Source organism: Gemmatimonadota bacterium (assembly GCA_041390125.1).
In the GTDB taxonomy this organism is placed as follows: Bacteria; Gemmatimonadota; Gemmatimonadetes; order Longimicrobiales; family Gaopeijiaceae; genus JAGQIF01.
In genome coordinates this window covers 27379-41887 of sequence record JAWKQN010000003.1, presented here as the reverse complement: position 1 = coordinate 41887, position 14509 = coordinate 27379, and the positions used below count along the sequence as shown (strand labels likewise).

Below are 14509 nucleotides of genomic sequence, written 5' to 3'. Positions count from 1 at the left end.
GTGCTACGGCCGACGCGGGAGCGGCACGGGCTCCCCCGGATCCGGCCGCACGCCTTCACGGTCCAGTCGCGCGTTGAACGCCGGCATGCGGGTCTGCACCACGGTGTTCAGTCGCTCGATCGCGGACGTCCCGTCCGTCCAGGCCTGCTCGATCTGCCAGAGCTGGTCGGCGGTCGGTCGCGCGGACGCGCCCTCGAGGGCGCCTCGCAGGTTCAGCGCGCGTTGCACGTCGCGCAGGTCGTCCTGCAGGCCGTCGAGCGTCGCGGCGAGCGAATCGGCTTCCTGGGTCAGATCGGCGGGCACGTCCTCGCGGTCCTCCAGCAGGTCCTGGGCGTTGCCCACCTGCTCCAGCAGGTCCCGTACCCGTCGCCCGGCCTCGTAGATCGGACCCGCCAGCGCGTGCACCTGCAGCAACGCCTCCTGGCGTGCCTCCAGGTCGGCCCGTGCCACCTGGACGTGGGGGTCCAGGCGCACGTCGAAGCGCTGCTCCGAGGTGCGCTCGCCCACCGTGAGGCGCGCCGTGTAGGTCCCGGGCAGCACGCGCGGACCCTGCGGCGGACCCCCGAAGCCGCCCCCACCGCCGCCCCCGCTCTGGCCCCGCTCGGGCGCATAGGGGGGCTCGAGGCGCAGATCCCACACCACCTCGTGCAGGCCCGCGGTCGGCTCCGCCTCCAACGTGCGCACCACGTCGCCGGATGCGTCCAGGATCGTCAACTCGGCCTCCGCGCCGCTGTCCGGTGCCGCCGCCAGCCGGTAGCGCACCAGCGCGCCGTCCGGTGGATTGCCGCCCTGGAACTCGTCGCCCCAGAACGGCCAGCCCCCGCGTCGGTTCTGGATCGTCGCGGTGCGCACCGGGAACAGGTGGACCGGCTCGGACGTCGCCTGCGCCAGCGTCTCGAGCGGGCCCACGTCCTCCAGCACCCAGATGCTGCGTCCGTGCGTGCCCAGGAGCAGATCGTTCGTGCGCGGGTGGATGACGATGTCGTCCACCGGCACCGTGGGCAGCTCGCCGTCCAGGCGGTGCCAGCTCCCGCCCCGGTCCAGGCTGAACCACAGGCCGATCTCGTTGCCCACGAACAGCAGCTCCGGCGTGCGCGGATGCTCCCGCAGCCGGTTCACGGACTCGTCCGGCAGACCGCTCACGATGGAGCGCCAGGTCCGGCCGTGGTCCTCGCTGACGAACACGTAGGGGCTGAGGTCGTCATTGCGGTGGCCGTCGAACGTGACGTAGACGCGCCCTTCCACGGCCGCCGACGGCACGACGCTCGACACGTACGTCCGCGCCGGGACGCCACGCAGGTTGGACGTCAGATCCGTCCAGGTCGCCCCGCCGTCCCGCGTGCCCTGGACGTTTCCGTCGTCCGTCCCGACGTAGAGGACCTGCGCGTTGAGGGGAGATTCTCCGATGGTGGTGATGTTCCCGTAGGAGGAGATGCCGTCGTAGCGCGACAGCGTGCTCTCCGTCGTGGGGCGGCCCATGATGGGCAAGGTGTCGCGGTCGATCTGCTTCGTCAGGTCGGGGCTGGCCTCCTCCCAGGTGGTGCCGCGGTCGCGCGAGCGCAGCAGGTGGTTGGCGCCGATGTAGACCGTCCCACTGCCGTGCGTGGAGACGTGGATGGGCGCGTTCCAGTTGAAGCGGTAGGCGCGGTCCTCGTCTTCGGCCGTGGGACGCGCCACGGGTCGGATGCGCACGCTCTCCCCGGTGCGGCGGTCGAAGCGCGAGATGTTGCCGCCCTGCGACTCCGTGAAGATCAGGTTGGGGTCGGAGGGATCGATCTTGTTGTAGAAGCCGTCGCCGCCGGAGACGTCGATCCAGTCGCGGTTCTGGATGCCGTACTCGGTGCGGGTGTCGATGGGAGCGCACCAGGACGAATTGTCCTGCAGCCCGCCGCAGACGAGGTAGGGATCCTCGCCGCTCACCCCGATCTCGTAGAACTGCCCGATCGGGAGGTTGTCGATCTCGCGCCAGTGCTCGGCCCGATCGTACGTCACGCTGACGCCGCCATCGCTGCCCAGCAGGACGTGGTCGGAGTCCGATGGATCGATCCACAGCGCGTGGTGATCGACGTGGATGCCTTCGGCGCCGTCTCCCGGGCGGAAGGTCTTCCCGCCATCGTCGGAGATCCCGAGCTGCACGCCGCCGATGTAGATGCGCTCGGGGTCGTTGGGATCGATCCGGATCATGGAGAAGTACATCGGCCGCGGGTTGGTGCCGGAGACGCGCTCCCAGGTGTCGCCCCGGTCACGGCTGCGGTAGATGCCGCGGGCGCGTTCGTCCTTCCCCTCGACGATGGCGTAGACCAGGTTGCCGTCCCGCCGGTACACGTCCAGCCCGATCCGGCCCTTGTCGCCGTCGGGGAGACCCTCGGTCAGCTCCGTCCAGGTGTCCCCGCCGTCCAGGGTGCGGTGGATGCCGCTGCCGGGTCCATCGGCGCTGAATCCGAACCCGGTGCGCCGGCGCTGGTAGGTCGCCGCGAAGAGCGTGCGCGGATCGCCCGGATCCATCACCAGATCGATGGCGCCGGTGTCCTCGTCGACGTAGAGCACCTTCTCCCAGGTCTCTCCTCCGTCGGTGGTGCGGTAGACGCCGCGCTCCGGGTTCGGGCCCCAGAGGTGTCCGACCGCCGCCACGTAGACGACGTCCGGGTCACGCGGGTGCACGACGATGGCCCCGACGTGACGGGTCTCCACGAGGCCCTTCGCCTCCCACGTGCGTCCCCCGTCGAGCGAACGGAAGACGCCGGCCCCATACGGCGAGCTCTGGCGGTTCTGGGGCTCGCCGGTGCCCACCCAGACCACGTTGGGATTGGACGGCGCCAGCGCCACCGCCCCGATGGAGGACGTAGGCTGATCGTCGAAGACCGGCTCCCAGCTCATCCCGGCGCTCGTGGTCTTCCAGAGCCCGCCGGTGGCGGTCCCGACGTAGAAGCGGGCCGGGTTCGATTCGTCCACCGCGAGGTCCGAGATCCGACCGCCCGTGATGGCGGGACCGATCTCCCGCCACCCGAGCCCGGAGGCCAGGGCCGACAGATCGGCCTGCTGGGCCGCGAGAGGGGACGCGCCTGCGAACAGCGCCAGCGCGAGCAGGGGGGAGCGGCCGAACCGCAGCATGGTGACGCCTCCGGCGGGGTGTGGGAGCCGCGTCATGGTACCGATCCGGCGCGGGTTGGGAAACGGTTCTGCTGGCTCGCCCCGCACGTCCGGGCTATCGTGGACGGGTCGTCCCCGTCCTGCACGTCCCACCGGAGGCTCCCGATGACCCGTGCCCTGTCCCTGTTCGCCCTGCTCGCGCTGGCGGCGGCTCCGCTCTCCGCCCAGAGCGCCCGGATGAACTTCTTCCTGACCAGCGCGGGCCCGGGTGACGGCGCCGATCTGGGAGGGTTGGCGGGTGCCGACCAGCACTGCCAGGACCTGGCCTACGCGGCCGGCGCCGGCGACCTCACCTGGCGCGCCTACCTGAGCACCGTGGCCCGCGCCGGGCAGCCGGCTGTGAACGCCCGGGACCGCATCGGCTCCGGTCCGTTCTACAACTACAACGGCGTGCAGATCGCGGCGGACGTGGCCCAGCTCCACAGCGACGACAACAACCTGACCAAGGAGACCCAGCTCACCGAGAAAGGGAGCGTGGTCAACGGCCGCGGGGACACGCCCAACATGCACGACATCCTCACCGGGTCGGGCCTCGACGGCCGCGTGGTGAGCGACGCCGAAGGCGACACCACCTGCGACAACTGGACCAGCAGCGCCGAATCCGGCAGCGCGATGGTGGGCCACCACGACCGCCAGGGCGGTGGGGCCAATCCGACCTCGTGGAACTCGGCGCACGCGTCACGCGGGTGTGGGCAGTCCAACCTGCAGGCCACCGGCGGGAACGGCTTCTTCTACTGCTTCGGGGTCGCCTGAGGCATCTCGCCCCCTCCGGCCGCGCGCTGTCGCTCGTGACGCTCCTGCTGGCGTTCGGATGCGGCGGGGCGCGGCCGGAGACGTTGGGGCCGCGGGAGGGCGGCCTGGCTCCCTGCCCCGGCACGCCCAACTGCGTCGACACCAGCCGACCGGGGCCGCGCAGCGCGCCGCCGTTCCTGCTGGCGCGCCCGCTCCCGGAGGTGTGGTCCGCCCTCCCGGAGGTGCTGGAGTCGATGCCCCGCACGCAGGTCGTCCGACAGGACGAGCGCTACCTGCACGCCGAAGCCACGAGCCTGCTCTTCCGTTTCGTCGATGACGTGGAGATCTATGCGGCGGAGGCCGGAGACGAGCTGTACGTACGCTCGGCGTCGCGCGTGGGGCGGGGCGACCTGGGCGTGAACGGCCGTCGGGTGGAGCGGCTGCGCGCGCTGCTCACCGAGCGCGGGTACCTGCGCGCGCCCTGACGCGGCCGCGAGCCCGCGCGTTTTCCAGACCTTCCCGTGTCCGCCTTCGCGCGTGCGCTCCAGGCGCTCCAGCCGGTATCGGAAGCAGGGCGTACGTGGGTCTTCGTCCCGTACGATCAGCTCACGGACCGGATCGGTCCGTTGTCCCGACTCCCGCCCACCGAGGCCGGCATCATCCTGGTCGAGTGTCCGGACAAGGCCGCACGCCGACCGTACCATCGGCAGAAGCTGGCGCTCGTCCTCGCCAACCTGCGTCACTTCGCGCTGGAGCAGGCGCGCCGCGGTGTGGCGGTCCGACACGTGGTCTCGCACGGCGACTACGCGCACGCGTTGTCTCCGCTCGCGGCCGAGCTGGGACCGCTCCGGTCCATGCGACCCGCCGAGCGCGAGCTCCGGGAGGACCTGGCGCCGCTGGTGGAGCGCGGGCTCGTGCGCCTGGAGCCGCACGAGGGGTGGCTCACTTCGCCCGAGGACCTCCACGACAGCCAGCGGGGACCCCCGTGGCGGATGGACGCGTTCTACCGGCACGTGCGTCGGCGCACCGGGCTGTTGATGGAGGGTGACCGCCCGGTCGGCGGACGCTGGAGCTTCGACGCCGAGAACCGGAAGCCGTGGCGCGGTGAGCCGCCCGCGCCGGCGCCGCCCCGCTTCGAGGTGCATCCGATCACCGGCGAGGTGGGCGCGCTGATCGAGGCCCGCTACGCGGATCATCCGGGCACGCTCGACCTGGGCGCCTTGCCGGCCACGGCCGCGGACGCCGAGCGGCTGTGGTGCTGGGCGCTGGAGGAATGCCTGCCGCGCTTCGGGCCCTGGGAGGACGCGATGTCGGTCGCGTCGAGCGGGCTGTTCCATACCCGCACCTCCCCCCTGCTCAACCTTCACCGTCTGATCCCGGCGCGGGTGATCGCAGACGTCGCCGGGCTCGACATCCCCCTCGCCTCCAAGGAAGGCTTCATCCGTCAGGTCCTGGGATGGCGCGAGTTCATGCGCCACGTGCACGAGGCCACGGACGGCTTCCGGGATCTCCCGCCCGAGCGCCAGGACGTGTTGGGACCAGGAGCGCCGCTTCCCGCAGCGTGGTGGGGCACGCCCTCCGGGCTGCACTGCCTGGATCGGGTGGTCGCGGACGTCTGGGCGGAGGGGTGGTCGCACCACATCACCCGGCTCATGGTCCTGAGCAACCTGGCGCTGCTGCTGGACGCGTCGGCGCGCGAGCTGACCGACTGGTTCTGGATCGCCTATGTGGACGCGTACGACTGGGTCGTGGAGCCCAACGTGCTCGGGATGGGCACCTTCTCCTGCGGCGATCTGCTGACCACCAAGCCCTACGTGTCCGGGGCCGCCTACATCGACCGGATGAGCGACTACTGCGGATCCTGCGCCTTCGATCCCAAGCGGAATTGCCCGGTCACCCCGCTCTACTGGGCGTTCCTCGATCGACACCGGGAGACGCTGGCGGACAACCCGCGGCTCCGCATGCCGTTGGCCTCCCTGCGCAAGCGCAGCGCGGAGCAGCGACGGGGGGATGCGGAGACGTTCGCGCGCGTGCGGGAGGCGCTCGCGGCGGGCGGACGCCTGGAGCCGCCCGCGGACTGAGAGGGTCGCGCGATCGACGGAGCCCGGCGGGACGGACCTCTCGCAGGTCGCCTCAGCGCGCCACCCGCTCGAACTCCAGCCCCCAGACCCGGCTCTCGCTCCAGGTGAAGCCGTCCACGGCACCGCCCACGCCCCGGTGGAAGACGAACGTACGTCCCCCGCCGCCCGTGAACACGTCGGCGTAGGCCGGACGCAACGCGAGCGTGTCGCCCCACCGGCCGACGAGCGTGAGCGTCCCGTCCCGGACCTCGAGGCGCCAGCGCGCCTCGGCCTCCGCGCTCTCGTAGGTGCCTTCGTAGGCGCCGAGCGCGGCGGCGTCCGGCTGCACCGGTGTGACCGGCTCGATGCGCACGTCCGGGTGGTCGGGGCGGTCCATCACGGCCGCGGACGGACGGCCCGCGCCCGGGCGCTCGACGAAGGTCAGCGTCACGTCGCCACCGGCCGACACGAAGCGTGTCTCGCCGATCGGGAGGACCTCGCTCCCGTCCACACGCAACCCGCTGCCTTCGACCGCGATCTCCAGGGGCGCGCCGGTGCGCGTGTCGCGGTACAGGCCCGCGAAGGGCTGCAGCTGCTCCGCGCCCATCCGCCGCACGCCCGCCGGAGGCGCCGGCGGCTCGTCCCGCAGGACCGGCGCCAGGTACAGGTCCGCCACCTGGTAGAGGAGGCGCGTCGCGTTCCCCGACGCCGTGTTGCACATCACGGCCACGGCCAGTCCCTGATCCGGGAAGCGGGCCAGGTGCCCCCGGTAGCCGGCGGTCGAGCCGCTGTGCTGCACCTGGCGCACGCCCTTGTACGTGTCCACCACCACCCCGCTCGCGTAGGTGATGACCTGCCCGGAGGTCAGCACACCCTGGCGGTGCATCTCCTCCAGGTAGCGCGGCCCGCCCACGGCGCCCGTCTCCAGGTTCTGCGTGAAGGCCAGCAGGTCCTCCACGGTGGTGAGCAGGCCCCCGTTCCCGTGCACGTCCTCGAACGGCATCAACATGGACCAGCCGTCCCCGTCGGGCGCGTAGGCGATGGCGCGGTCCTTCACGATGCGGTTGAAGTCGTCCCGCCACTGCGTATGCGCCATCCCCAGGGGCTCGAAGATCCGCTGGCGGCTGAACTCCGCGAACGGCATGCCGCTCACGCGCTCCACCAGGATGGCCTGCAGGTTGTAGCCCGAGTTGGTGTAGGAGTAGTAGTCGCCGGCCGGATAGTTGAGGGAGCGCTGCCGCGACAGGATGTCGAGCACGTGCGTATGCGTGTGCGCCCGCCGCGTGCGCGGCCACCCCTCGATGCCCGCCACCGAGCCCCAGTCGCGCAGACCGCTGGTGTGGTTGAGCAGATGGCGGACCCGCACGGTCTCGGGGTACTCGGGCAGCTCCGGCAGATACGTCCGGATGTCGTCGTCCAGGGAGAGCTTCCCGTCCAGGGCCAGCAGGATGGTGGCCGTGGCCGTGATCTGCTTCGACACGGAGCCGGGCTCGAAGACCGTCTGTGGCCGATTGGGCACGTCGTGCTCGAGGTCCGCCATGCCGTACGCACGCTGGAGGACCGGCACCCCGGCCTGGCTGACCCCCACGGCGCAGCCCGGCGAGCGCGTGTTGTCGAAGGCCGCGAAAACGGCGTCGACCTCGGCCACGGAGGGCCGGGCCAGCGCCTGGGCCGCGACCGGTGCCGGGGCGAGCGCGAGCACCAGGAGCAGGGGGCGGAGGCGAACGGGATGCACGGTGGGCATGGCGGATCCGGAGCCGGGTGGACGATGGCTCCATAGTAGGGCGCGGAGCACGCCGTGGCATGCGCCGGGGTCGTCACCTCCGGGGGCGCGTCCGCGCCGCGCTGCACGGTGCCCATCTGGCCGATCCCACGGCCGCGGCTCGGAACCCCACCCGGTCGGCCACGTATCCATCCGGACATACCCCTGTCCCCCTGGAGCACCGACCGAGACGCATGAGATCCTGGACCTGGGCCGTGGCCGGCGTGGCTGCCGGCGTGCTCCTGCTGGCCGGCTTCCGCTTCCTGACCGTCCCTCCGCCGGCCGTCACGCACCACCATGCCAACTGGGCGGTGTTCGTGGATGGACAGCGCCTGGACCTGAGCGCGGAGCGCTTCATGGAGGACGTGGCCGCCTGCCGCACGTCCCCGGACGCCATCCAGCCCAAGGACCGCATCCACCTGCACGACGGCAACCCCGACGTGGTGCACGTCCACCATCCAGCCTCCACCTGGGGCCAGCTCCTGGCCAACCTCGGCATGGCGGCCGGGTCCGACTACCTGTTCACGCCCGACGGGGTCAAGCACTTCGCGGGCGAGGGGCGCACGGTCAAGTTCGTACGCAACGGCCGCCTGTTCGGCGACCTGTCGAACGAACCGGTGCGCTCGTTGGACCGGGTGGTGATCTCCATCGGCACCGAGACCGATGACGACGTGATGGCGTCGCAGTTCCCGCAGGTGGCCGACAACGCCGAGGAGCACAACTCGATGGCCGACCCCGCCGCCTGCATGGGAGGCCACGAGCCCGAGTCGTTCACCGCCCGTCTGAGACGCGCCTTCGTAGGGTGAGATGCCGCGCGCCCGCACGTGCGCGGATGCTCGAGGCGTTGAACGGGGCCGGGCGCGGATCGCGCACCGGCCCCTTCGTTCGACGGGTGGGGGTCAGGAGATGTTCGGGTTCAGGATCCGCTCCTGCTCCGACAGGGGCAGGCAGGTGGCGGGCCCGTACGCGATGTTCTTGTGGTTGAAGCCCTGGGCGCGCGGGAACCACAGATCGTAGCGCAGCTTGTCGGCGTGGAAGCGCCCCTCGTAGAAGAACTCGCGGCGACGCTCCTCGATGAGCGTCTCCTGGTCCACGCTCGAGACGTGGGGTAGGCTGTGCACGTCCCGCAGCGCGTTGATGCGGTCGACGGCCTGCTGCCCGCCCTCGATCTCGGCCAGGATGAGCTGCGCCTCCGCCCACCGCGCCATGGGCATGTCGTCCCCGTGCGAGTTGTACTTCGTCTGGATCCAGTGCGGCGTCACGCCGTCCTGCCCGAGCCCACCCGTGTTGACCACCGGCACCCGGGGATCGGGCACCCCGTCATCCACCGTCTGATCGCCGTTGGGCGCGATCGTCAGGTTGCGGTATCCCTGCGAGACCACCTGGCCCTGCCACTCCACGGGCCCCGCCACGGTCGAGTACTTGTTGACCGTGTGGTGCTGATAGACCTGATTCCAACGCTTGCGCACGCCCGCGTCCCGCGTGATGGACGCCTGGAACGTGATCGGGATCTGCTCCGCGTCGGCCGCCGCCCCCTGCAGGTCGCCGAGCGCGAAGCGGACCCGTGCCCGGCCGAGCAACGCCAGTTGCCGCATGCTGCTCGTCGTGGCGGTGGAGAAGTCGCCGCTGGCCTGGATGTGCGTGAGCGCCTGGTCGAACCACTCCTCCCCGCGCTGGAGCGTCTGGTCGGGGGTCATCAGCGGACCCAGGTCCACCGCGACTTCGCACCAGTGCTCCCCGAACGCCTGGTAGACGTAGCCGGCGTAGGTCGCCGCCTGTGCCAGCAGCTTCTCCCGGTTGGGCACCTCGGCCGCGTCGAAGTCGCTGATCTGGGCGTGCGCCTGCTCCGCCTGGAAGCGCGCCGACTGGAACGACGTGAAGAAACCGGAGGTCGTGTCGATCTCGCCGCACGGCGTCGTGTCCAGCGCGCCGTTCTGCGACGAGACCGTGTACTCGGCCCAGGCTCGCGTGAACCAGCCCGTGCTCTCCCAGAAGACGTCCTCCAGGCCGGCCACCGACGCCGCGAACTCGGCGTACGCGCACTCGTAGTCCGCCACCGCCGACAGCACCAGCGTCTCGGCCAGCGATGGCGTGAGCAGATCCTGCTCGGTCAGCGACCCGGGCAGCTCCACGTCCAACAGGGTGTCGCAGGCACCGGACGCCAGGACGGCCCCCACCACGCTCAGGGCCCGCGCCAGCGAGCCTCGACTTCCATTGCGTGTCATCTCGGTCCTCATCGGGTTCGGATCGTCGTTGTGTGCCTCGCCCAGGTCAGAACGTCACCCGCAGGGTGGCGATGATGCTGGACGTGGGTGGCATGTTGGAGTTGGAATAGGTCCCGACGTCGGCGGCGCGGCGCGCTTCGGGATCCGGGATCGGGGAGCCGAAGATCTCGTCCTGCGCCGTCCACAGCGTCCACAGGTTGCGCGCGGCCACGGAAAAGGACGCCCGTTCTGCGCCGGTGCGGCCCACCAGGGACGCCGGGAGCTCGTAGGCCACCGCGATCTCCCGCAGCTTGGCGAAGTCGGCCCGGTAGGTGCCCAGCATCGCGGAGCTGATGGGAGTGTCGGCGTAGGCCAGGAAGATCGGGTCCGTGCGTTCGTTGGCCGCCAGCGAGGTCCGGAAGCACGTGTGCCGGCACCCGACGTCCTCGATGTACTGGTAGTTGCCGCCCCGCTGCATCTCCACGAGCCCGAAGACGCGGATGTCGTCGAACAACGTGAAGGTCGTGTTGAACTTCCAGTTCCACGGGAAGTAGCCGGGCCCGAGGAACACCTCGGGTGCATCCGACGCGCTGCTGCACGGCACCGGCGTTCCCCCGGCCTCCCAGCCGTTCTTCCCGGTGCCCCCGTCGCACAGGATGTTCTCCGCTCGTCTCGTGTTCGGGTTCAACTCCGCGCTGGTCACGACTTCCGCGAAGTAGGCCGGAAACGGGAAGCCCTCCCGCACCGTGGTTGTCGGCGGGAGCCCGCCGGCGTCCACCACCTCATTCCGGTTCCAGGAGAGGCCGACGCCGAGATCCCAGGCCAGATTGCGTCGCTGCAGCATCCGGCTGTTGAGCTGGACCTCGACACCGTGATTGAAGACCTCCCCCAGGTTGACGAACTGCGTGCCCGGGAACCCCCGCGAAGGCGCAACCGGCAGGGAGACGAGGGCGTCCTCGACGCGCTGCCGGTAGTAGGTGACCTCGGTCGACAGGCGATCCTCGAACAGGGCCGCGTCGAACCCCACCTCCAGCTCGGTCGCGACCTCGGGCCCCAGGTCCGAGTTGCCCACCTCCGCCGGAGTCACCACCGGGGCGCTGCCCGGTCCCACCGCGGGCTGGTACAACCGCACCGCGGCGAACACGTCCGGTTGCTGCCCGGCCTTTCCCCAGGCGGTACGCAGCCGGAGCGAGTTGACCGCCGAGAGGCCCCAGAAGTCCTCGTCGCTCACGACCCAGGTCGCGGAGAACTTCGGGTAGACCGCTGCGTCGTAGTTGGAGCCGAAGGCGGAGTTGTCGTCTCCGCGCACGGCGGCGGTCAGGAAGACGCGGTCCCGCCAGCTCAACTCGTGTTGGAGATACCCACCGAGCGTCTTGTTCTCGACGATCGCCTCATTGGAGGTGGCCACGGCCGCGCCCGACAGGGACGAGATCGACGGCGCCGGGAAGTTCCGCCCTTCCGTGAACACCGTCTCCAGGCGCTTGGCGTAGTACTGCACCCCCACGGAGCTCGTGAAGCGCAGGTTCTCGCTCAATCCCCAGCGGGCGCTGGTCGCGAAGTCGAAGGTCGTGTAGCGGGTCCGCGGTCGATCGACCTGGATGAACCCCTGCGAGAGCCCGCCGAAGTCTCCGTCCGTGTCCTTGGGGAAGAAGACCCGGTTCTCCTCGTTGGCCACGTCCAGGCCCACCACGAGCCGCTGGGTGAGCCAGTCGGTGGGCCGGTAGTTGGTGGTCAGGCTCCCGATGAAGCGGCTGTTCTCGCGGATGGCGTCCACGGTCTCGATCTTCTCCGGCCGCGCCCGCAGGAATCCCCGCAGCTTGGTGTCGATCCCCTCCGGGCTCGACCACTGCGCCTGTTCCCACAGACCGTAGGAGGTGCGCTGCTGCATGAAGCTGGTCTCGCCATCCACGTATCCCGTGCTTGCATCCAGCGACAGCTTCTCGTGCGCCACCACGCTCACGTTCGCGCGCAGACTCAAGGCGCGGTTCCAGTTGTAGTCGACGATCCCGGTCTGGTCGTCCCAGTCCCCGGACAGGTAGTAGCGGACCGTCTCGGTGCCGCCGTTCATGCTGAGGTTGTAGGCCTGGGTGTGTCCGGTCCCGAAGAAGGCACGGCCGGCCGCCTTCTCCTGGTCCCACACATTGAAGCTGATGATCTCCCCGTTGTCGCCGATGCCGTAGGCGACCGGCACCTTGTCCTGCGGATCCATCAGGAAGTTTCCGCCCTGCCGCACCGTCATCGAGAACTGGGGCGCACCCTGCTGGCCGCGCTTGGTGATGATCTGGATGACCCCGTTGGAGGCTTCGGTGCCGTACAGCGTGGCGGCCGCCGGCCCCTTGATGATCTCGATGCTTTCGATGTCGTCCGGGTTGATGTCGTCCAGCTTGGAGGCCTGCGCCCCGTCGCGCAGCGCGGGCCCGGCGGAGGCGTTGTTGTCCACCCGTACGCCATCCACATAGATGAGCGGCTGGTTGCCGACGTTGAGGCTGGAGAAGCCCCGGATGCGGATGCTGGACCCGGTTCCGACATTGCCGGAGCCGCGGCTGAAGTCCACGCCGGCCTCCCGGCCGCCCAGCAGGTCCTGCATCGTGGTGATGGGCGCGATCTCCGTCAGCTCGGCGGCGTCCACCTGCGCGACCACATTGCCGATCGCGCGACGTTGCGTGCCGCCCGGAGTGCCCGTGACCACGACGGCATCGAGCTGGATGGCCTGCTCGGAGATCTCGAAGTCCACCTGGGTGGCCTCACCCGCCCGCACGGTGACGTTCTGCGTGACGGGCTGATAGCCGAGCCGCTCCAGGCGGATCTCGTGCGTGCCGGCGGGCACATTGATCAACAGGTAGCGCCCACTCGCCTGCGAGAGCGTCCCGGTGTTCGTGGTGGGAATGCTGATCTGCACGGCGGCGAGCGGCTGCCGGGACTGGGCATCGCGTACGACGCCGGTGATGGTTCCCGTGCTCTGCGCCTGGAGCGCACCGCTCCACGAGAGGGCGACGGTGGCGACCAGGGCCGCGCACAGGCGCGGGGGTCTCGGACGGGGCTGGTTCATGGAGGTCCTCCTCGCGGGACAAGGGTGCGCCGGACGGTCCGGCTCCGCTGTACGGCACGCTGCGCGGCGGACGTGCGCACGGCGCCCACGAGGCGCACGGCGAACGCCGCCACCGGGTCCTGAGGGGAGGTCGGACCCGTCTCGGGAGCGGCGAGCGGCGGACCGCTACCGCCCGAGGCTCATGGAAACCCTGGGGGAGGTCCCACAGAACCTGCACGGGACCGGCTGCCCGGTCCCGGGGTCATGCGTCTGTGCATCCCGGCACGTGCCCGGCGGGGGGCCGGACACCGGAGGTGCCGAGGGTGATGCGAGGGGGGAACCGCATAGTGCGGGCATCGACGTCGGAGTCGCAAGCGCCCCCGCGGGGGACCGGCGGCTTCTCGTGTACCGGGCGACACGCCGGGCCTGGTCGCAGATCGGCCCCGCGGCCCGTGGGACCGCGAGGCCGATCCTCGCTCCGGGCCCGCCCGACCCTCAGCGCTTGATCACGTACTTCCGCATCTGCTGCGGGCCCACCTCCGCTCCGTAGAGGTTGCCGAGGTGGTCGGCCGCGATCCCTTCGGCGCCGCTGGTGGCGGAGCGATCCGGATCGGGTTCGGGATCGGGGATGAAGCTCTCCAACCAGCCGGTGGCCGCGCTGCCGATGTAGATCCCGCGCAGCCAGCCGGGGTTGCGGCCCTTGTTGGACTCGGAGTCGGTCGCGTACAGACGGTCCTGCTCGTCGATCCACAGACCGGACGGCCGCCCGAACTGCGTCCAGGTCTCCAGGTGCTGCCCCTGCTGATCGAAGAGCTGGATGCGGGAGTTGGCGCGATCCCCGACGAACAGGCGGCCCTGCGAGTCCATGGCCAGGGCGTGCGGGTCGCGGAACTCCCCGTCCTCCTTGCCGGTGGTGCCCCACTCCAGCAGGTAGTTCCCCTGCGCGTCGAACTTCACGATCCGGTTGTTGCCTCCGGCGTCGTGGCCGTCCGCCACGAAGATGCTCCCGTCCGGCGCCACCAGGATGTCCGACGGCTTGTTGAAGGTGTCGCGCCCCTGTCCGGCCACGCCCTTCTGGCCCAGCGTCATCAACACCTCGCCGTCGGGGCTGAACTTGTAGACCACGTGGCCCCAACCCGCCGGCTGCTGACCGAAGCCCAGCGCGTCGGCCACCCACACGTTGCCGTCCCGGTCCACGTGCATGCCGTGCGGCCAGGCGATCAGCCCGGCGCCGAAGCTCCGGACCAGGGTGCCGTCCAGCTCGAACAGCATCACGGGATCGAGGTCGCTGCCGATGCACGTGTTCGCACCACAGCGCTCCGCCACCCAGATGCGCTGTCCGTCCGGCGTCGGATAGACCGCGCTGACGGCGCCCCAGGTGCGCCCGGCCGGGAGGGTCCCCCAGCCGTCCTGGGCCGCGTACGGATTGCCGTGCTGGGCGGAGACGGGGGGCGCCGTCAGCAGGGCCGCGGCCAAGGCCGCGGAGCCGGCGAAGCCGATGCGGGGAAGCGCGAGGGTCACGAAGCTCCTCCGGACGGAAGCGGGAACGAGAGGGACCAATCTACACGCGGGT

General features: G+C 70.7%; 9 protein-coding genes. 4 read left to right on the top strand and 5 right to left on the bottom strand.

The window, feature by feature from the left end; genetic code table 11:
• Nucleotides 1–3: 3 nt before the first annotated feature.
• Nucleotides 4–3147 (bottom strand): glycosyl hydrolase, encoded by a 3144-nt coding sequence (locus R3E98_01790; GenBank protein MEZ4422116.1) that lies wholly within the window; start codon nt 3145–3147, stop codon nt 4–6.
• A 108-nt stretch (nt 3148–3255) separates the two neighbouring features.
• On the opposite strand from R3E98_01790, the gene R3E98_01785 reads away from it, so the two are divergent.
• From R3E98_01785 to R3E98_01775, 3 genes are read left to right on the top strand one after another with little or no spacing between them, the layout of a single operon-like run.
• Nucleotides 3256–3903, top strand: a complete 648-nt coding sequence (locus R3E98_01785) for a hypothetical protein (protein MEZ4422115.1) — start codon at nt 3256–3258, stop codon at nt 3901–3903.
• Between the two features lie 35 nt (nt 3904–3938).
• A complete protein-coding gene (locus R3E98_01780; protein MEZ4422114.1) occupies nt 3939–4367 on the top strand; it encodes a DUF1499 domain-containing protein in 429 nt (142 codons plus the stop codon).
• A 36-nt stretch (nt 4368–4403) separates the two neighbouring features.
• Nucleotides 4404–5963: a cryptochrome/photolyase family protein gene (locus tag R3E98_01775; protein ID MEZ4422113.1), complete on the top strand. Its 1560-nt coding sequence runs from the start codon at nt 4404–4406 to the stop codon at nt 5961–5963.
• Nucleotides 5964–6015: 52 nt separating this feature from the next.
• Here the strand turns inward: R3E98_01775 and R3E98_01770 are convergent, their stop codons facing one another.
• The gene (locus tag R3E98_01770) at nt 6016–7686 is read right to left on the bottom strand and encodes a serine hydrolase (protein ID MEZ4422112.1); all 1671 of its coding nucleotides are present in this window, start codon (nt 7684–7686) and stop codon (nt 6016–6018) included.
• 212 nt (nt 7687–7898) lie between these two features.
• Between R3E98_01770 and R3E98_01765 the strand changes: the two genes are divergently transcribed.
• Nucleotides 7899–8510 (top strand): hypothetical protein, encoded by a 612-nt coding sequence (locus R3E98_01765; protein ID MEZ4422111.1) that lies wholly within the window; start codon nt 7899–7901, stop codon nt 8508–8510.
• Between the two features lie 93 nt (nt 8511–8603).
• Here the strand turns inward: R3E98_01765 and R3E98_01760 are convergent, their stop codons facing one another.
• From R3E98_01760 to R3E98_01750, 3 genes are all read right to left on the bottom strand, one after another.
• Nucleotides 8604–9941 carry a RagB/SusD family nutrient uptake outer membrane protein gene (locus R3E98_01760; GenBank protein MEZ4422110.1) on the bottom strand — a complete coding sequence of 446 codons (1338 nt, stop codon included), beginning with the start codon at nt 9939–9941 and terminating at the stop codon, nt 8604–8606.
• Nucleotides 9942–9975: 34 nt separating this feature from the next.
• Nucleotides 9976–12957: a TonB-dependent receptor gene (locus tag R3E98_01755; protein ID MEZ4422109.1), complete on the bottom strand. Its 2982-nt coding sequence runs from the start codon at nt 12955–12957 to the stop codon at nt 9976–9978.
• A 474-nt stretch (nt 12958–13431) separates the two neighbouring features.
• Nucleotides 13432–14457: a peptidyl-alpha-hydroxyglycine alpha-amidating lyase family protein gene (locus tag R3E98_01750; GenBank protein MEZ4422108.1), complete on the bottom strand. Its 1026-nt coding sequence runs from the start codon at nt 14455–14457 to the stop codon at nt 13432–13434.
• Nucleotides 14458–14509 lie beyond the last annotated feature (52 nt).

Bases quoted from the DNA above. Each gene is read 5' to 3' on its own strand.
- R3E98_01755 (MEZ4422109.1), bottom strand. From the start codon at position 12,957: ATGAACCAGCCCCGTCCGAGACCCCCGCGCCTGTGCGCGGCCCTGGTC.
- R3E98_01790 (MEZ4422116.1), bottom strand. From the start codon at position 3,147: ATGACGCGGCTCCCACACCCCGCCGGAGGCGTCACCATGCTGCGGTTC.
- R3E98_01765 (MEZ4422111.1), top strand. From the start codon at position 7,899: ATGAGATCCTGGACCTGGGCCGTGGCCGGCGTGGCTGCCGGCGTGCTC.
- R3E98_01770 (MEZ4422112.1), bottom strand. From the start codon at position 7,686: ATGCCCACCGTGCATCCCGTTCGCCTCCGCCCCCTGCTCCTGGTGCTC.
- R3E98_01785 (MEZ4422115.1), top strand. From the start codon at position 3,256: ATGACCCGTGCCCTGTCCCTGTTCGCCCTGCTCGCGCTGGCGGCGGCT.
- R3E98_01760 (MEZ4422110.1), bottom strand. From the start codon at position 9,941: ATGAGGACCGAGATGACACGCAATGGAAGTCGAGGCTCGCTGGCGCGG.